An 18,298-nucleotide genomic window follows, 5' to 3' on the forward strand; every position below is an offset into this window, starting at 1 on the left:
CTCATCTTCCCCCTTTTTTCCTGCTCTTATCAAGAAGTACTTTCAGCTCATCCACTGTATAGTTATAAGCTGTATTACAGAAATGACATTTTACTTCAATATCCCTGCCGTCACCTATCATCGCCTGTATCTCTTTTTCTCCGATGCTGATAATCGCTTTCTCGATCCGCTCTTTTGAGCAGTTGCAGTAAAATTTCGCGGGCATCGTATCTGTGATCTCAAGATCCAGCCCATCAAGCACCTGGGAGAGCATCTCCTCCGGTGTGTGCCCGTTGTCCAGCATCGCCGTCACCGGACGGATATTTTTGATATTCTCCTCAAGGCGGTTCAGAACCTCATCCTCGATAAAGGGCATAACCTGTACGATAAAGCCTCCCGCGCAGCGGACCGTGTTGTCCCCTTCCATGAGGACACCCAGTCCCACCGAGGACGGCACCTGTTCGGACGTTGCGAAATAATAGGTGAGATCTTCCGCGATCTCCCCGGTCTGGAGAATCGTCTGGCCGGAGTACGGCTCTTTGAGTCCCATATCTTTGATCACGGTCATTACGCCCTGGCCGAGCGCTCCGCCCACGTCCAGTTTCCCGTTTTTAGGCGGAAGCATAACGCCGGGTTCAAACACATATCCCTTCACATTTCCAAGGCTGTCCGCAGTTACAGTCAGTCCCCCGATGGGGCCGGAACACTTGATCTGAACCGTCAGCATGTCCGTCGGATTTTTCATCATGCTCCCCATCATCACGCTGCCTGTCAGCAGCCTTCCGAGTGCCGCCGTTGCCACGGGGCTTGTCTCATGGCGCCTTCTCGCCTCCTCCACAAGCTCTGTCGTCACCGCCGCAAACGCGCGGATCTGCGTATTTGCAGCCGACGCTCTCACAATATAATCACTCATCCTTTTTCTCTCCCTTCCCGGATTCCCGTGCGATCACAAAGATTCTCTCACTTGTCTCCACGGGCTCCGCCTTCGTATCCATATCATAAGCCGCCAGAAATACCATACCGGCTTTCCCGATCAGGCTTTTTATCTCGTCCAGCGTATACCCCCGCTGAAAGTGGGTTTCTCTGTACTTCCGGAAAAGTTCCGCCCCATCGTCTGCAGAGCGCTCATCCCGGATAAAAAGCGTCAGATCATACTCGTTGATCCGCTCTTCTTCATAATAACAGTTGTCCCAGATAAAGCTGCACTCGCCCCGGTCTTCCGCGATCGTACAGTCTCCCATAACTTCCCGGTACTTATAGTCTGTATTGAAGTCAAACACAAAGACGCCGCCCGGGTCCAGATAATTGTTGACCAGTCTGAATACCCGTTCAAGTTCTTCCGGTTCCGTCATATAGTTGACTGAATCACAGACGCTCACCACGGCGCGCACTGTGCCGTACAGTTCAAACTCCCGCATATCCTGAAGAAGATAGAGGATGTCATGGCCGGATTCCATCCGCTTTTCCATCGCGATCTCCAGCATATCCTCCGAATTGTCCACACCGATCATATCATAGCCGTATCCGGCAAGAATCTCTGTCATCGCACCGGTTCCGCAGCCAAGATCCAGGACGATTCCCTCTTCTGCCCCGTATCGGCAGAGCGTTTCCCTGATATATTCTCCCCAGTCCTTATACGGAACATTGTCCATGAACCTGTCGTAAACTGATGCAAAACTTGTATACGCCTCCAACGCACACTCCTCCCGTCTCCGGTATTTTTGTCAATGGACAGACATAATCCATTAGAAGTGTATCACATTTCCCCGGTTATGGCACGAAAAAAATAAGCCGTCCGGCCGTTACTGCAAATAACCGCCGAACAGCTCTTCTTCCCCTGCCGCACAGATTCAGATCAGCTTGGATCTGATCTGTCAGGAATGATAATACAGTTCAATCGGATCAATCGGATCAAACGGATTTTCTTCCTCCATCTTTTTGTTTCTGCCGCGACGCTTAATCAGCTCCCCGCTCTTGTTATACACCCAGAATGAGTAAACGAGCAGCTTGTTGATCTTTCCGATCTTTTCCTTCGTCGTCTTTTCATAGAGCGTACCCCCGGCGACAAACGGCGTTTTCCTGTGAATCAGCGAAATCAGCTCCGTTTCGCATGTCACCGGCTCAGGGAGGATCGTATACCCACGCCCCACGCAGTCCGGTTTGTGGGAATCACTTCCCCCGGTCGTGACCTTTCCATATTTTTTCGCAAGCTTTTCCGCTCCGCTGTTCGACTGCACAGATTCGCAGCTGTTAAACGCTTCTACAAAATCAAACCGCTTCACAATCTCAGGTGACTGGTAAAACCGCCGCGCATTTGTAAAACTCATATATTTCTCCCCGCACGGGTGAGCCGGTCCGAGCACGCCTCCGTTGCGGTGCACCAGATCGATCAGAAGCGCCAGAGGCATTCCTCGCATCTCAAGGAGCCTCATCTTGACGCCCTCCGGCATGATCACAAGAATATGTCCCGCATCGCGCGTATCGTATTCAATGCCCTTAAGCACAACAAAATCTGTATGTTTCTTTCCCTTGATGTTCTCTTTCCAGTACCGGTAGCCGTTATACGTGTCATGGTCTGTTATGACCATTCCCTGAAAACCGTGCTTTTTGAGTATCGTGATATATTCTTCGAGGCCGACCTTACTGTCAATCGATCCTTCTTTCACATGGCAGTGCATATCTATCTTCATACGCATTCCTCCTTTTTCCAGCCTGTCCGGCCGTTGATAAGACAGTGCAGAAAACATGATAATGCTAACTGTTTCTGTGAGTATTATACCTCAAATATACAGTTTGTGACAACCGAAAACACGGACTTTTCGCAGACCGCCTATCTGAAAATTCTGGAAGTCAGAGCAAGCATTCCGCCCAGGCAGGAAAACCACGCCGCCGCATAGACCGGGACAGGAATCGCCACTTCCGTAAAGCTGAATAAAATGCACAGAGCAGTCAGGACCGCTCCTCCCGCCAAAGCAACCATCGTTCCGAGCACAGACTTTTTGATATACATAACAAAACACACCTTTCTCTGATATAATCCTTTTTTGATAAACGCATCATATCAGATAAGGTGTGTCATAAAACGGACTTACTTTTCTTCGTCTGTCTCATCGCCGGAAGACTGGCCGTCCATGTCGTACATCATGGCTCTCGCTCTCTCCACTTCCTTCGCGGTAGATTCCTGTTCACGGATCTCCGCCGCTTTCTTCAGACTCTTTTTGTTCTGTCTGCGTGATTCAAACATAAGCTGAACAAGAATGCCGACGACGCAGACCGCCGCACAGATTACGATACGAATCACATTGCTGTCCACAGCAAGAAGCTCTGCGGCTGCAAAGCCCGCGAGACACGCACCGTACAGCGATGTGGCGATAATCGTCACAATCGGCGCCGCCCATATGGAGAGGATCGCGGCCACAAGTCCGATCACAAGACATACGGTCACAAAAATCCAGTTCTGCCGGTCAATAAGCCCAAGTCCAAAAGAGCTGACCGCTGCAAATACAATAAGGAAGATTCCCGCCCGGTACAGACGCGCCGCGGCTGCTGCAAGCAGGATACCCGCAACTGCGCCGATGATTAATACCGCATATCCTTCCAGGCCGAGCATCAGCGAAACATAAAATCCCACTTCAAATCCTGCCGCCAGTCCGAAAAGCGCCGCCCAGAAACGCACAACCTTCAGGCCAAACAGGCAGAGCAGAACACCAAACACCGCCTCAATAATCAGAAGCGTCGCCGCATTCTGCGTCAGAGCCTGTATCTCCCCTGAGTTTCCCGGCAGCAGAACAGCCGGATCGAGCTGCAGAATCCTGTCGATTATTTCATTCACATTCATATTCATCACCCTTTACCTCTTATTAATATTCTTCTCCCGCTTTTCCCCGATTCCGGGAACAGACGCCGGTGATCTCAGACCGCGCCGCCTGTTCCGAATATATTCTACCAACTTTTCTTTTCGCTGGCAAGACAAATGAAGATGGATGCCAATCAACTCTTGCTCGATCAACATCCACCTTCAATTTGATATTTCTGTCATTCTTTTTTCCTCTTTCTATCTTTTTTTATCTCTGATAGATTCAACTTATGTTCCCGGTGGTCCGTACCTCCTTTACTTGGATTCCCTTTGATATCAGATCTCCGGTGATCTTCCTCTGATATAGATTTTACTTCTCTCATAACTTTCTCGTCATTATGATCTTTCTCTATATCTGATCACCCATGATCTTTTCCCGCTATCTTTTGGGTGTTAAAACTTTCAATAAGTTTTATTTGTTGTAATTATAATAACACTCTCTTTTCTGTCTGTCAATAAATATTTTGTTATTTTTGATTTTTCTTTTTAATTATCTGTTAATTTCTTATCTATCTTACAGGTTGACTTATAACCCACCTCCAATTAGAATAGAATATGATTAGTTTAAAGGAGACATTATAATGGAACATTTAACAATACCGGAAGGCTATTCTTCCCCTCTTACAATACGGGAAACAGAAGTAGCCATCAAAGAAGTAAAAGATCATTTCGAGCGTGCGCTGGCGAAATCCCTTCATCTCACAAGGGTCTCCGCTCCGCTTTTCGTACGTCCGGAATCCGGCATGAACGACAACTTAAACGGCGTCGAGCGCCCGGTTTCATTCGGAATCAAAGAGCAGGATGAGGCCGCTGCCGAGATCGTACACTCCCTGGCAAAATGGAAGCGCTACGCACTGAAAAAGTACGGCTTTCACTCAGGAGAAGGACTCTACACCGACATGAGCGCAATCCGCAGAGATGAAATCACAGACAACATCCACTCCCTCTATGTAGATCAGTGGGACTGGGAGAAGATCATCTCAAAGGAGGAGCGCAACACGGAAACACTTCAGTATACTGTGCGCAAGGTGTATTCCGCGCTTAAGGATACGGAAGATTACATATCCAGGAGATACAACTATATCGAGCCTCTTCTCCCCGACGACATTTTCTTTGTCACATCCCAGGAGCTGGAGGATCTGTATCCGGAATGTACGCCGAAGGAGAGAGAGCACCGCATCGCAAAGGAGAAAGGCGCCGTATTCATCTCCCAGATCGGCAAAACGCTCGCTTCCGGAGAGAGACACGACGGACGCGCTCCGGACTATGACGACTGGGAATTAAACGGGGATATCATTGTATATTACCCTGTCCTGGATATAGGGCTTGAGCTTTCCTCCATGGGAATCCGCGTGGATGAAGACTCTTTGAGAAGCCAGCTTAAATCTGCCGGCTGCGAGGAGCGCGCGGAGCTTCCGTTCCAGAAGTCTCTATTGAACGGCGAACTGCCGTACACCGTCGGCGGCGGAATCGGACAGTCGCGCATCTGCATGTACTATCTGAGAAAAGCCCATATCGGCGAGGTACAGTCATCACTCTGGCCGGAAGATATCACAGAAGAAGCCCGTTCCCACGGCATTGCGCTTCTGTAACCGCGGCATTTGCACAGGCAAAACAGGCCGGGCTTTGGCTCGTCGCCCATACAAAGAAAGGGCATTCAGATTTTTATGGTCTGAATGCCTTTCTGTATTCTGCGGGAGTATATCCGGTCTGCTCCCGGAAACTCTTTGTAAAATAGCTGAAATCAGAAAACCCGCATTCGCTTCCCACTTCGTTTGAATGCATCTCTGTGTCGAGAAGAAGCTCCTGCGCTTTCTGAATGCGGAACTGTCTCACGTAACGTATCGGGGTTGTCCCCGTCATCTGACGGAAGCACCTCTGGCAGGCGCTCTCGCTGACGGACACGCTGTCCGCAATCATAGAGACGGTCAGTTCTTCCGTATAGTGTTCCTCAATATACTGAAGCATGTGTTTCATTCTTTCTCCCGCAATCCGCTCCTGCGCGGAAAACTTCCTCACGGCTGACGGAACACAGTTTCTGAGGAGGCCAAACGCTTTGGTCAGCTCATACCGCGTCTCATTTTCATAATCTTCCCTCTCCTGTGCCACCGTCTCCCACGCCCTGTTCAGCCATGCAATAATTTCTCCCTGTCTCTTTGCGCTGTCCTCCAAATGCAGATACCGCAGGGCGGAGTTTCCCGCAACCGGGCGGATCAGTTCCTGCCAGAACACACTGTCCACACTTCCTCCGACAAGACGCGCGTGAAAGACAAGCGAGCGGAATTCTCCTTCTGTTCCCGGCTCCTTTTCCGCCGCATGAAGCACGCCCGAATTGATAAAAATCCCCTGTCCCGGTCCAATCTCAATCCGGTCGTTCTCCACTCTCACTTCCAGCTCTCCTTTTCTCGGAAGAATCGCCTCAAATTCATCGTGCCAGTGCCACGGAACGGAATAATTTTTCAGATCGTCCTCATAACAGGCGATCGGAAACAGAGTCGTTCCGTGGTGAACCAGCTCCCTCCCCATCCGGTCAACGCCCGGACGGCAGTCAGACAATGCCATTTCATTTCTCCTATGCCGTTTTTATCATATGATATTGCTGTTTTTATTATACATATCGCGTCTGTACGCTGTTATAATTATATCCGCATACAAGGAGGAATTCAATATGGTACATCTGCTTCTCGCAATTATTTATCTTGCATTTATCAGTCTTGGTCTCCCTGACGCCCTTCTGGGCTCGGCATGGCCGACCATGTATACAGAATTTGACGTTCCTGTCTCCTATGCGGGAATCATATCCATGATTATTTCCGCCGGAACGATCGTATCGAGCCTTCAGAGCGACCGTGTGACACGCCGGTTCGGAACCGGGAAAGTAACCGCCGTCAGCGTTGCAGTGACCGCGATCGCCCTTTTCGGCTTCTCTATCACCCACTCATTCTGGCTTCTCTGCCTGTGGGCGGTTCCCTACGGGCTGGGGGCAGGCAGTGTAGACGCCTCTCTGAACAACTATGTGGCTCTTCACTACAAAAGCCATCACATGAGCTGGCTTCACTGCATGTGGGGCGTGGGCGCCACCGCAGGACCGTATATCATGAGCTACGCACTGAGCAGCGGAAACGGATGGAACTCAGGGTACTTCTATGTCTCTGTGATCCAGGCTGTGCTGACATTTGTCCTTTTCTTAAGTCTTCCTCTCTGGAAAGGACGAAATGCAGGCGGCACAGACGGCCCTGCTTCCGATAACCGGCCGCTTTCCCTGAAGGAAATCGTGAAGATTCCCGGCGCAAAGGAAGTAATGCTCTGCTTTTTCTGCTACTGCGCAGTCGAGGGAACCGCCGGGCTGTGGGCCAGCAGTTATCTTACGCTGATCCGGGATGTTCCTGCCGGAACCGCCGCGCGATTTGCCAGCATGTTTTATATCGGAATCACCATAGGACGCGCCTTCAGCGGATTTATCACGATGAAACTGAATGATGTACAGATGATCCGTCTCGGACAGGGAATTATCGCTGCGGGAATCCTCGTCATGCTTATTCCCGGTCCTCAGTCAGTTTCTCTGGCAGGTCTGATCCTGATCGGTCTCGGATGCGCGCCGATCTATCCGTGCATCATCCACTCCACTCCGGATCATTTCGGAGCAGAACGCTCCCAGGCGCTCATCGGAGTCCAGATGGCAAGCGCATATGTGGGGACGCTTCTGATGCCCTCCCTGTTCGGACTGATCGCGAACCATATTTCCGCAGCACTGTTTCCGCTCTATATGGCAGTAATCCTCGTACTGATGATCATAATGCACGAACTTCTGAACAAAAAAACAGCCTCCTGATCAGAGGCCGTTTTTTTGTTCAGAATCTTTTTTCATGAAACTGTTTTTCTTTCCGACAGAATCCGTATCACTGTCAGTGCGCCTGCAAGCAGAGCCGCGCTGATCCCGAGCACAATCCACCAGACATGTACGAAGCCCGCAATGATATAACCAATCAGGCAGACCGAAGCCACAACGGCCACATACTGCATCTGCGTGGAAACATGGTTGATATGGTTGCATTGCGCTCCCGCCGATGACATGACTGTCGTATCCGAGATCGGTGAGATATGATCCCCGCACACAGCCCCCGCAAGGACGGCCGCCACCGAGATAATCATCATCTCAAGGCCGGCTCCCGATGAAAACAGACCGGTCGCAATCGGCACGAGAATCGCAAACGTTCCCCAGGAAGTCCCTGTCGAAAAAGAGAGGAACACTGCCGCGGCGAAAAGGATCACCGGGATAAACGCTCCTGCAGACGTATGGCTTCCCACGATGCCTCCGACAAATTCCGCAAGGCCGAGTGCATCGCCCACGCCTTTGAGCGACCACGCGAAGATCAGGATCGTGACCGCCGGCACCATAAGCTTAAACCCTTCTGACAGACTGTCCATGAACCCTTTGAACGTCACTACCTTTCTCGGAAGATAGAGAACAACCATGAAAAAGATCGTAACCATGGTCGAAAATACAAGGCTTGTCTCCGCGTCGCATCCTGCGAACGCTGACACGACATTCGTCGCGCCGCCCTGAAATCCGGTGTAAATCATCGCCCCGATCGCCGACACGATCAGCACCGCCACCGGAAGAACAAGATCCATCACTTTTCCATTCGGGTTGATCTCCTCCTCGGAAATCTGTTCAAATTCACCGGCGCCGCTTGTAAATAGGTCGCCTTTCGCCGCATTTTCCTCATGCTTTTTCATCAGGCCGAAGTCGAATCCGACGATCGTGATGAAAAACACCATAAACAGAGTCAGAATCGCGTACAGATTGTACGGTATCGTACGGAGGAAAAGCTGGAATCCGCTGATCCCCGCGTCAGCCGGCACGTAGGAATTGACCGCTGCCGCCCAGCTTGAGATCGGCGCAATGATGCAGACCGGAGCCGCGGTGGAATCAATGATATACGCAAGCTTTGCCCTTGAGACCTTCTGCCTGTCCGTCACCGGCCGCATAACCGATCCCACTGTAAGGCAGTTAAAATAGTCGTCCACAAAGATCAGAATGCCAAGCCCTGTTGTAGCCAGCAGCGCGCTTTTCTTCGACCGGATCTTCTTCCCGGCCCATTTCCCGTAGGCGGCCGACCCTCCGGACTTTGACATAAGCACAATGATCATGCCAAGCAGCACGTCAAAAATCAGAATATTCATGTTCATATTCTCTTTGAGAATATCAAAGAAGTTCACAAATGTCTCCCACGGATGAAAGCCGCTGTAAAGCAGCGCCCCAACCGCAACGCCGAGAAAAAGGGAACTGTACACTTCTTTTGTGACAAGCGCGAGTATAATCGCAAGGAGCGGCGGCACGAGCGACCACCATGTTCCTATAAAAACCGAACTGTCCATTTTTATCTCTCCATTCCTGTTTACTCCCCGTTTTTTTGCTTCATAACAGTGCTTCCGCACACTGTTTTACATTGTATAGGAAGTCTGCCGAATTGACAAGAAGATTTTCTTTTTTTATAATACTGCGAAAGGAGTGATTTTCATGCCGCAGTTTTCCGAACTTCTCCCCTCTCAGAAAGAACAGGCAACCCACGGAGAGCCTCTGTTTCCGCTGAAACGCTATGTCACAATGCTCTCACAGGTCTATCCTTCCGTTGCCCCACACTGGCACGACGAGGCGGAGCTTACCATGATCACGGAAGGGCAATGTACCTACCATATTCATCTGGATTCATACAAGGCGGCAAAAGGGGATATTCTGTTTATCCCGCCCGCGGAGCTCCACTCGATCAGCACAGAACCAGACGAAAACATGAAATCCGACACCTTTGTCTTTCATATGGATTTTCTCGGGGCAAATGCCGCCGATATCTGTTCGGTCCGGTATCTTGCTCCGATTGCACGGCACACGCTCCTTCTTCCGTATATCATACGGAAGGATCACCCGGCCTACGGCAAAATCTCCCGGATCTTCCGGGACATGAACCGCCTGTACGAGTCCGGAACTGCTGCCGGCTGCACACAGTCCGATTCTTCCGCAGAGCAATCGCTCCCGGACATTGCACCGCTTCCGCCTGATGCACCGCTTCCGGGGTATGAGCTGTTTCTCAAGTCACTGCTTCTGTCCGCGGTCGCATCTCTGATTCCCTATCAGGAGGCGGCGCACCCGCGCACCCGGCTGGAGGATGAGCACACGGCAAAACTCAAGATGGTGCTGGACTACATCGACGGACATTATGCGGAAGAACTCTCTGTCAGAGATCTGGCAAAGCTGTGCTATTTCAGCGAATATCATTTTATGCGCTTTTTTAAAAAATACACCGGCACGTCCTGCCTTGAATATATCAAAAACCTGAGACTGGAAAAGGCTGCCTCACGTCTCGCGCAGGGCAGCCAGTCTGTTCTCGATATATCCATGTCGTGCGGCTTCTTAAACCTCTCGTATTTTTACCGGGAGTTTAAGAAGAAATATAAAATGACGCCAAAACAGTTTATCCGCAGCGCTCCGGCTTATCCGTTTGCCGCCGACTGAAATCAGGCGTTCTCCTTTTTGCCGAAAACCGCATTTGCGATCAGGCAGAGAATCACGATAATTACCATATCCGGCAGTGTGTTTCCCACCGGTGTGTCAACGGTCATAAGCCACCGGTAAACAACGAAACCGATCAGCCAGATAACCAGGTTCATCCAGTCAAAGTCCGCAGCCCTGCGGTTCCTTTTCAGGATAAATACATCGGCGATCTGTACGGCAATCATGGGCGCAAACACGGATCCGATCAGATAGAGGAAGTCCGTGATATCGTCCATCGGGAAAAGGATCGCGGCAATGGTTCCGATCACGGTTGCGGCAATGCCTACATGGCTTCCTTTCAGTTTCGGGAAGATGGACTCCGCGGATACTCCTGCCGAGTAGGCGTCCAGGAAAGTGGTTGTAACTGTCGAGAAGATCACAATCAGAAGGGCCGCAATTCCGAGTCCGGCCTTTACCATAATCACGGCAATGTCCGTCTCTCCGGTGTAGATAGCCGCTCCCATTCCGATCACATACATCCAGCAGCTCACAAGTCCGTACACGATGACGCTGGCAGCCGTTGCTTTAACCGGTTTCTCAGCCTCACGGGTATAGTCGCTGATCACCGGAAGCCAGGACAGGGGCATCGCCACAGACAGTTCTACGGCCGCGCCGAAACTCATTGCGTCGCCGCTCACGCTCTCTGCGCCTGCTCCTCCGAAGAAGATCACTCTGCACAGCAGAATCGTGAGAATAAAGAGTGCTGCCATCGCAACCGTGTTGATTTTTCCGAGATTCGTAACACCTACCGCAATCCAGAGGATAATCAGTGCTCCGATCACGAGGCACCATACCCACGCGCCCACTGCGAAGGTTCCATCTGCGGCAAGCGCTCCGTCATAGATCATAATTGCCGTCCAGCCCACTAGCTGAAGCACATTGAGGAAGGCAAAGAGCAGCCCGCCTTTCTGTCCGAAGCTCATTTTCACAGTCTCCATAGCGCTTTTGCGCATTTTACCGCCGATCATTCCTGCGCAGAACATCATCAGGCATCCGATCAGATGACCGATCAGAATCGCGGCAAGTCCCCGCTCAAATCCAAGCGGTGCAAGATAGGTTCCGGTCAGGATCTCCGCGATGGAGACGCCGGCTCCGAACCAGATCAGTCCGTTTTCAAACACAGAGGTACGCTTTGTCTCCATATCAGCAGCCCTCCTTCTCTGCCGTTTCGGCATTGTCCGGGTTCATCCCGTCCGCTTCTTTCGCATACTCGCCCGCAATGTCAAAGGCATGGTTCATCGGGCCGCTGCCTTTTCCGAGATCAAGCATGGCGGCAAGCGCTCCTGAAATATACATTTTCGCGCGCTCCACGGATGTGTCCATGTCAAATCCCTTCGCCAGGTTTGACGCAATGGCGCTGGACAGCGTACATCCGGTTCCGTGTGTATTCGGATTGTCAATGCGTCTGCCGTAGAACCAGCGGTATCCTCCCTCCCTGTACAGAAGGTCGTTTGCATCGTTGAGCTGATGACCTCCTTTGAGAAGCACGGCACACCGGTATGTGCGGCTGATCTTCTCCGCCGCTTTTATCATGTCGTCCTCTGTCTTCACAGACATTTCCGCGAGAACTTCCGCCTCCGGAATATTGGGCGTAAGGATATCCGCCATGGGAAGCAGACGCTCTTTCAGCGTGTCGATGGCGTCGTCGCTGATCAGTTTTGATCCGCTTGTGGCCACCATGACCGGATCGACAACAATGTTCTTTGCCTGATACCCGGCCAGTTTGTCCGCGATAGCACAGATCAGGCCCGAAGATGATACCATTCCGATTTTCACCGCATCAGGACGGATATCCGTAAATACGCAGTCAATCTGTTCCTTCAAAAATTCAGGAGATACCTCCATAATCCCTGTTACGCCGGTTGTATTCTGTGCAGTAAGCGCTGTGACCGCGCTCATGGCGAAAACGCCGTTTGCGGTCATTGTCTTGATATCTGCCTGAATTCCGGCGCCTCCGCTGGAGTCGCTTCCAGCGATTGTTAATGCTGTTCTCATACTATCATTCCTTTCTTCTTTCGTTTTGAGATCCGCGGCAGAATATTTTTCGCACTGCCCGCCCTTCTCACAGCATTAATTTTATATAGCGGCAGAAAGTGGTGCCCCCGGCCTGCCGCTGAAAAGTATCCGGCCCGAACGCCCGCTCCCTGCGGGATTCGGATTTTTCTATTCTCCGGATGCCCTTTTCCAGAATAAATCAAAATCTTTAAACTCCGGCAGATATATATCCGCCGTGTTCCATATCTGCGCCAGATTTCTGTCGTTTGCCCTGTCATAGACGCCGACGGTCTTAAACCCGGCGCGCTTCGCCGTCTGGATCGCGTGGAGCGCGTCTTCAAACACAAGCGTCTCTTTGGGGTCTGTATCCAGCTGGAGAGCCGCCGCATAGTAAATATCCGGCTGGTTCTTCCCGCTTCCGATCTCCGAGCAGGTGAAGATCCCCCGAAAATAAGAGTAAACTTTCAGCCTTTTAAGGGCTGCCTGCGCGTTCTCCCTATCCCCTGTCGTGGCGATCACCATCGGGATATTCCGTTCCCGGAATTCATATAAATACTGGCGCACCCCTTCTTTTAAGGGCACTTTGCTGACATAGAAATCTTTCACCTCTCGGTTCAGCCCTTTGATAATCTCCTCCGGCGTCTTGTCCAGACCGTATCGGCTGATCAGATACTGCGCACCTTCTTCCAGCGTCATGGCAAACAGCGTCTCTCCGAGGTCTTTTTCCGCCTCTACGCCGAGTCTTTCCAGGTAAAGTTCCCCCAGATTTTCCCACACCGGCATCGAGTTTAAAAGCACTCCGTCTACGTCAAACACAACTCCTTTTATCATTTAACAATCACCTCTGACCGTCTCCTCGATGCGGCCTTTCAGCATTCTGGCCGCAGCTTCGATGTCATCCTGAGCAAAGACCGCACTGACCACGGCAGCTCCGCAGATACCTGTGCCTTTTAATTCGGTCACGTTTTCCGCTGTGATGCCGCCGATCGCAACAACCGGAATATGAACCGCAGCACAGATCTCCTTCAGTGTCGCATGATCCAGTTCCCGGGCGTCGGATTTTGTTCCTGTGGAAAACACCGCTCCCGCCCCGAGATAGTCTGCTCCGTTTCTCTCTGCCGCAATCGCCTGTTCCACCGTGCGGGCAGACACGCCGATAATTTTGTCCGATCCCAGCTTTTTTCTCACTTCTCCCGCTTCCATGTCACTCTGGCCCACATGTACCCCGTCCGCGCCTATCTCTGCGGCAATATCCACATTGTCATTGATGATAAACGGCACATGATACTGAGCGCACAGCTTCTGAATCTCCTTTGCCTCTGCGAGAAACTGTTCTTCGTTTAATGTTTTTTCCCGGAGCTGGACAAAAGTCACCCCGCCCTTTAACGCACTTTCCACCTGCTCACGGAGTGTCCGGCCGTTAAGCCACGCCCTGTCTGTCACCGCATAAAGCAGAAGATCTTTCTTATCGCACTTCATAGTCTGCCCCCTTCTCGAGCATATCGCCCGTCATATTGTAAACGGCATCAATAATTCTGTTCCGGTATGTGGCGTTTCCGTCGCCTTCCTGCATCCGGCTCCATCCAGTCTCCCCGGCAAGCCCCATCGCGCAGACAGCGGCTGCGGCAGCCTCCGCATGATGATCCGGATTTGCCGTCAGATAGGCTGTCATCATGCCGGAGAGCTGGCATCCGGTTCCGGTGACTCTCTCCATCTCCGTCCGGCCGTTTCGGATCACCCAGCACCTTTTCCCGTCCGAGACGAGATCAATTGCCCCGGTCACCGCAATGACGGAGCCTGTCTGCTCTGCGAACCTTTTCACAAATGAGACCGCTGCGTCCAGATTTTCCTCTGTGACTGCATCCGCCTTGTCGGCGTCCACTCCTTTCGTGTTTCCGATGCCGAGGGCAAGCGCACGGATCTCGGACATATTTCCCCGGATCGCGGTAAGCTTCAGCTCCCTCATCAGCAGGAGCGCCGTACCGGTTCTGAAAGAACTCGCTCCTGCCCCCACCGGGTCGAGGAGTACCGGATGTCCCAGTTCATTCGCCTTTCGACCGGCGCGGAGCATTCCCTCTATGCTGCTCTTGTGGAGTGTGCCGATATTGAGATTCAGCCCTCCGCATACAGAAGTGATATCTTCCACATCCTCCGCCTCATCGGACATGATCGGACTCCCGCCGCAGGCAAGAAGAATATTGGCCACATCGTTGACGGTCACATAGTTTGTGATGTTGTGGACAAGAGGCGCTTTCGCCCTCACATTTTCAAGATATTCTCTCATTTATTTACCCTCGTTAAATCCTCGTTTTCTTCCTGTTTCATCATCGTTTACAATGCTTGTAAGAGGCCGCCCGGGTACCGGGCAAGCCCGGACTTATGAGCGTTGCCTGTACAAAAGCGGGCAGTCCCCAAAAGGTCTGCCCGCTTTCAACCAATCGTATATCTCCCTCCGCTGGCATTACCCATATCAGGTCGCGGGTCAAAGCATTACAGCTTACTCTCAGCCTGCTTCTCCCGCAAGCTCCCCGTTTTCTCATATTTATCTGAAACTGCATTGAAAACCGGATTTTTTACTTTCTTTTCTTCCGGTCTTCTTATACCTTCTTCTCACTCGTATCCAGATTTCCCAGATAGATGTCAAACACTTTCATCTTCTTCATAGCAGTCACAAGGACGACAGCAATCACTGTTCCCCCGAAGCTTGACACAAAGAATGGAATCACAAAGCCAAACAGCGCGCTCTCACTTCCCATAAGCAAAGTCGCAACCGGATAGCTTAAAACACCTCCGATCACCGACGTTCCGAACAGCTCGCCGAAATATGCCAGCGGGAGGCGGTGCTTCCCGTATTTATAAAGAAGTCCGCACAGCAGCGCTCCGCACATGGAGCCCGGGAATGCAAGCAGCGTGCCCGTACCCATAAGATTTCTCAGAAGGCTTGTGACAAAGGCCATTCCCACGGCATAGCCGGGCCCTAAAAACACGCCGCCGAGTATATTGATAAAGTGCTGGACGGGAGCACATTTTGACGCCCCGACCGGAATAGACAGCGGCGAACACACGATTCCCACCGCCACCAAAATGCCTGCAAGGGCAAGTTTTCTCACGTTGACACTTTTCATATTTCTGTCAGCCTCCCGTCTTTTTATCCGCCGTTAATATTACCACGTTCTGACGAGAAATGCAATGATATTGATTACCCCTGCCGCACTCCACAGCAGGCCGATCGCGAGCGTATTCCTGTTTTTCGTCTGACGCCAGCGGTAAAAATAGAGCGCCGCGTCGTAAACACAGGTCAGAGCAACAAATCCTGCTGTCTCAAGATCTTTCGCCACACAGTAAATAATGAGCGCTGCAAAAAGAAAGAAAAGACCGATCGAACCGCAACGGAATCCTTCCAGATACTGGATTCGGGATAGATTTGCCAGATTTCTTTCCGACTGCTCTTTTATTTCCTTTTCTGATACAATTTCTCCGCTCAGGAGATCGTTAATCCCGACCCCCAGTTCTTTCGCAAGAGGTTCAAGCAGCGACAATTCCGGCATACAACGTCCATTCTCCCACTTTGACACCGCCCGGTCCGTAATCCCGAGACGCCCGGCCAGCTCCCTCTGTGTAAGATGCAGTTTCTTTCTTCTCTCTGCAATAAATTTTCCTGTCTTCTGCTGATCCATTGTACTGTATCCGCCCTTTCTTCTGTCTGTTTTCGCATTCTGTCCCGTCCTGTCTTCTTCCGGGGCCGCCTGTATCTGTTGTGATTATACCGCAGTCCGGCAGAAAAGTAACCAAACCTGTGGTTGAATTTAAAATCTCCCACACAGACCGCCCCGCACCTGCTATAATTGTCTCATAATCAAAGTAAAGGAAGGATTCATCATGTCTGTTGAAACAGTCAGAAATTATTTTCACGAAAACAAAATCGACCGGGAAATCCTCGAGTTTCCCGTCTCCAGCGCAACCGTGGAGCTTGCCGCGCAGGCAGTCGGCACAGAGCCTGCCCGGATCGCCAAAACACTCTCTTTCTATACAAAGGAGAAAGACGGGGCAGTCCTGATCGTAACCGCCGGAGATATGAAGATCGACAACAGCAAATTCAAACATGTCTTCGGCATGAAGGCGAAAATGTTATCCCCTGAGGATGTGGAGCCTCTCACCGGACATGCCATCGGAGGCGTGTGTCCTTTCGGCAATCCGGAGCATACCGCTGTGTATCTGGATGTATCACTGAAACGGTTTGACACGGTATTTCCCGCCGCCGGAAGCAGTAATTCCGCAGTAGAGCTTTCCTGCGATGAGCTGATGGAATATTCCGGGGCAAGGGAATGGATCGATGTATGCAAATAGAGGGAATAAACAGGACATTTCAGGAAAGGAGTTTTTCATATGGCAAAATATGTTATGGCGCTGGACGCAGGGACGACCAGCAACCGCTGTATTCTCTTTAATGAAAAAGGGGAAATGCGCAGTGTGGCACAGAGGGAATTTACCCAGTATTTTCCAAAGCCCGGATGGGTGGAGCACGACGCCGATGAAATATGGGCCAGCCAGCTGGGCGTCGCTGTGGAGGCCATGAACAAGATCGGCGCTTCCGCAGAGGACATCGCGGCAATCGGTATTACAAACCAGAGGGAGACCGCCATTGTCTGGGACAGAAACACAGGGGAACCGGTGTACCACGCCATCGTCTGGCAGTGCAGAAGGACATCGGAGTACTGCGACTCTCTGAAAGAGCGGGGACTGACCGAAAAATTCCGGGAGAAAACCGGCCTTGTCATCGACGCGTATTTTTCCGGCACAAAGGTAAAGTGGATCCTTGACAATGTAGCAGGGGTAAGAGAACGGGCGGAAAAGGGAGAACTTCTCTTCGGCACAGTGGAGACATGGCTCATCTGGAAAATGACGAAAGGAAAAGTCCACGTGACAGACTATTCCAACGCCTCCCGTACGATGCTGTTCAACATCAATACGCTTCAGTGGGATGATGAGATTCTCTCTGAACTTGACATTCCGAAATCCATGCTCCCGGAGCCGAAACCGTCGGGATGCGTATACGGAGAGACGGACCCGTCGTTCTTCGGCGGAGCAATCCCCATCGCCGGAGCCGCCGGGGATCAGCAGGCCGCGCTGTTCGGACAGACATGCTTCACTCCGGGGGAGGCCAAAAATACTTACGGTACAGGATGCTTTCTCCTTATGAACACCGGGGAGAAACCCGTTTTTTCAAAAAATGGTCTTGTCACCACGATCGCATGGGGACTGGACGGGAAAGTGACCTACGCACTGGAAGGTTCCATCTTTGTCGCAGGCGCCGCAGTACAGTGGCTGCGGGATGAGATGCGGCTCATCGACTCCGCCGCCGACTCCGAATACATGGCATCAAAAGTCAAAGATACGAACGGCTGCTACGTCGTCCCTGCGTTCACCGGACTGGGAGCTCCTCACTGGGATCAGTACGCCCGGGGCACCATCGTGGGAATCACCCGCGGCGTGAACAAATACCATATCATCCGGGCGACTCTGGAGTCCATCGCCTATCAGGCAAACGATGTTCTTGGCGCAATGGAGGCAGATTCGGGAATCCGGCTGGCTTCGCTTAAGGTAGACGGAGGCGCCAGCGCCAATGACTTTCTCATGCAGACACAGGCGGATATTATCGGCGCTCCGGTCAACCGGCCGGTCTGCGTGGAGACGACCGCCATGGGCGCGGCTTACCTGGCCGGGCTTTCTGTCGGCTACTGGAAAAGCAAAGAGGACGTAATCCAGAACTGGGCGATCGATAAGACATTCACTCCCGCGATCACGGAGGAAGACAGGGCAAAACGAATCCGGGGCTGGAACCGGGCCGTCCGGTATGCATTCGGCTGGGCGAAAGAAGAAGATTAAGATAAGTAATTATGAAAAGACCCGCACAG

General features: G+C 51.6%; 19 protein-coding genes. 5 read left to right on the top strand and 14 right to left on the bottom strand.

The genetic code is table 11. The features are described 5' to 3' along the window. Position 1 precedes the first annotated feature (1 nt). The 5 genes from hslO to LKD70_RS12480 form a co-directional block, all read right to left on the bottom strand. Positions 2-892 (bottom strand): Hsp33 family molecular chaperone HslO, encoded by an 891-nt coding sequence (hslO, locus tag LKD70_RS12460; RefSeq protein ID WP_227708298.1) that lies wholly within the window; start codon positions 890-892, stop codon positions 2-4. Then, a complete protein-coding gene (locus tag LKD70_RS12465; protein ID WP_227708299.1) occupies positions 885-1,673 on the bottom strand; it encodes a class I SAM-dependent DNA methyltransferase in 789 nt (262 codons plus the stop codon). The genes hslO and LKD70_RS12465 overlap by 8 nt, the downstream gene beginning before the upstream one ends. 180 nt (positions 1,674-1,853) lie before the next feature. Next, positions 1,854-2,669 carry a PHP-associated domain-containing protein gene (locus tag LKD70_RS12470; protein ID WP_227708300.1) on the bottom strand — a complete coding sequence of 272 codons (816 nt, stop codon included), beginning with the start codon at positions 2,667-2,669 and terminating at the stop codon, positions 1,854-1,856. A 140-nt stretch (positions 2,670-2,809) separates the two neighbouring features. Continuing rightward, positions 2,810-2,989 carry a hypothetical protein gene (locus LKD70_RS12475; RefSeq protein ID WP_227708301.1) on the bottom strand — a complete coding sequence of 60 codons (180 nt, stop codon included), beginning with the start codon at positions 2,987-2,989 and terminating at the stop codon, positions 2,810-2,812. A gap of 78 nt (positions 2,990-3,067) precedes the next feature. Further along, complete coding sequence (locus tag LKD70_RS12480; protein WP_227708302.1) at positions 3,068-3,823, bottom strand: hypothetical protein; 756 nt, start codon at positions 3,821-3,823, stop codon at positions 3,068-3,070. A gap of 593 nt (positions 3,824-4,416) precedes the next feature. Here LKD70_RS12480 and asnA point away from each other — a divergent pair. Then, the gene (asnA, locus tag LKD70_RS12485) at positions 4,417-5,427 is read left to right on the top strand and encodes an aspartate--ammonia ligase (protein WP_227708303.1); all 1,011 of its coding nucleotides are present in this window, start codon (positions 4,417-4,419) and stop codon (positions 5,425-5,427) included. A gap of 73 nt (positions 5,428-5,500) precedes the next feature. On the opposite strand, the gene LKD70_RS12490 is transcribed toward asnA, so the two are convergent. Then, positions 5,501-6,397 carry an AraC family transcriptional regulator gene (locus LKD70_RS12490; RefSeq protein ID WP_227708304.1) on the bottom strand — a complete coding sequence of 299 codons (897 nt, stop codon included), beginning with the start codon at positions 6,395-6,397 and terminating at the stop codon, positions 5,501-5,503. A 106-nt stretch (positions 6,398-6,503) separates the two neighbouring features. Between LKD70_RS12490 and LKD70_RS12495 the strand changes: the two genes are divergently transcribed. After that, positions 6,504-7,667 carry an MFS transporter gene (locus LKD70_RS12495; RefSeq protein ID WP_227708305.1) on the top strand — a complete coding sequence of 388 codons (1,164 nt, stop codon included), beginning with the start codon at positions 6,504-6,506 and terminating at the stop codon, positions 7,665-7,667. Between the two features lie 32 nt (positions 7,668-7,699). Here the strand turns inward: LKD70_RS12495 and LKD70_RS12500 are convergent, their stop codons facing one another. Then, complete coding sequence (locus LKD70_RS12500) at positions 7,700-9,217, bottom strand: Na+/H+ antiporter NhaC family protein (RefSeq protein WP_227708306.1); 1,518 nt, start codon at positions 9,215-9,217, stop codon at positions 7,700-7,702. Positions 9,218-9,359: 142 nt separating this feature from the next. Here LKD70_RS12500 and LKD70_RS12505 point away from each other — a divergent pair, with 142 nt between their 5' ends. After that, positions 9,360-10,349 (top strand): AraC family transcriptional regulator, encoded by a 990-nt coding sequence (locus LKD70_RS12505; RefSeq protein ID WP_227708307.1) that lies wholly within the window; start codon positions 9,360-9,362, stop codon positions 10,347-10,349. Between the two features lie 2 nt (positions 10,350-10,351). On the opposite strand, the gene cytX is transcribed toward LKD70_RS12505, so the two are convergent. From cytX to LKD70_RS12540, 7 genes are all read right to left on the bottom strand, one after another. Beyond that, on the bottom strand, positions 10,352-11,530 hold the full coding sequence (gene cytX, locus LKD70_RS12510) for a putative hydroxymethylpyrimidine transporter CytX (protein WP_227708308.1): 1,179 nt from the start codon (positions 11,528-11,530) through the stop codon (positions 10,352-10,354). Between the two features lies 1 nt (position 11,531). Beyond that, positions 11,532-12,383, bottom strand: coding sequence for a bifunctional hydroxymethylpyrimidine kinase/phosphomethylpyrimidine kinase (gene thiD, locus LKD70_RS12515; RefSeq protein ID WP_227708309.1), 852 nt, complete (start codon positions 12,381-12,383; stop codon positions 11,532-11,534). Positions 12,384-12,551: 168 nt separating this feature from the next. After that, a complete protein-coding gene (locus LKD70_RS12520) occupies positions 12,552-13,214 on the bottom strand; it encodes an HAD family hydrolase (RefSeq protein WP_227708310.1) in 663 nt (220 codons plus the stop codon). Continuing rightward, positions 13,215-13,862 (bottom strand): thiamine phosphate synthase, encoded by a 648-nt coding sequence (thiE, locus tag LKD70_RS12525; RefSeq protein ID WP_227708311.1) that lies wholly within the window; start codon positions 13,860-13,862, stop codon positions 13,215-13,217. Continuing rightward, entirely contained in the window at positions 13,849-14,667 is an 819-nt protein-coding gene (gene thiM, locus LKD70_RS12530; RefSeq protein ID WP_227708312.1) for a hydroxyethylthiazole kinase, read from the bottom strand. The genes thiE and thiM overlap by 14 nt, the downstream gene beginning before the upstream one ends. Before the next feature lie 313 nt (positions 14,668-14,980). Then, positions 14,981-15,508, bottom strand: a complete 528-nt coding sequence (gene thiW, locus LKD70_RS12535; protein WP_227708313.1) for an energy coupling factor transporter S component ThiW — start codon at positions 15,506-15,508, stop codon at positions 14,981-14,983. Between the two features lie 39 nt (positions 15,509-15,547). Continuing rightward, positions 15,548-16,060 (bottom strand): DUF6442 family protein, encoded by a 513-nt coding sequence (locus LKD70_RS12540; protein WP_227708314.1) that lies wholly within the window; start codon positions 16,058-16,060, stop codon positions 15,548-15,550. A 202-nt stretch (positions 16,061-16,262) separates the two neighbouring features. Between LKD70_RS12540 and LKD70_RS12545 the strand changes: the two genes are divergently transcribed. Together LKD70_RS12545 and glpK are read left to right on the top strand one after the other, a co-directional pair. Next, positions 16,263-16,730: a YbaK/EbsC family protein gene (locus LKD70_RS12545; protein WP_227708315.1), complete on the top strand. Its 468-nt coding sequence runs from the start codon at positions 16,263-16,265 to the stop codon at positions 16,728-16,730. Positions 16,731-16,769: 39 nt separating this feature from the next. Then, positions 16,770-18,269 (top strand): glycerol kinase GlpK, encoded by a 1,500-nt coding sequence (gene glpK / locus LKD70_RS12550; protein ID WP_227708316.1) that lies wholly within the window; start codon positions 16,770-16,772, stop codon positions 18,267-18,269. Positions 18,270-18,298: the final 29 nt, after the last annotated feature.

The sequence above is a fragment of the Ruminococcus turbiniformis genome (assembly GCF_020687545.1).
In the GTDB taxonomy this organism is placed as follows: domain Bacteria; phylum Bacillota; class Clostridia; order Lachnospirales; family Lachnospiraceae; genus Mediterraneibacter; species Mediterraneibacter turbiniformis.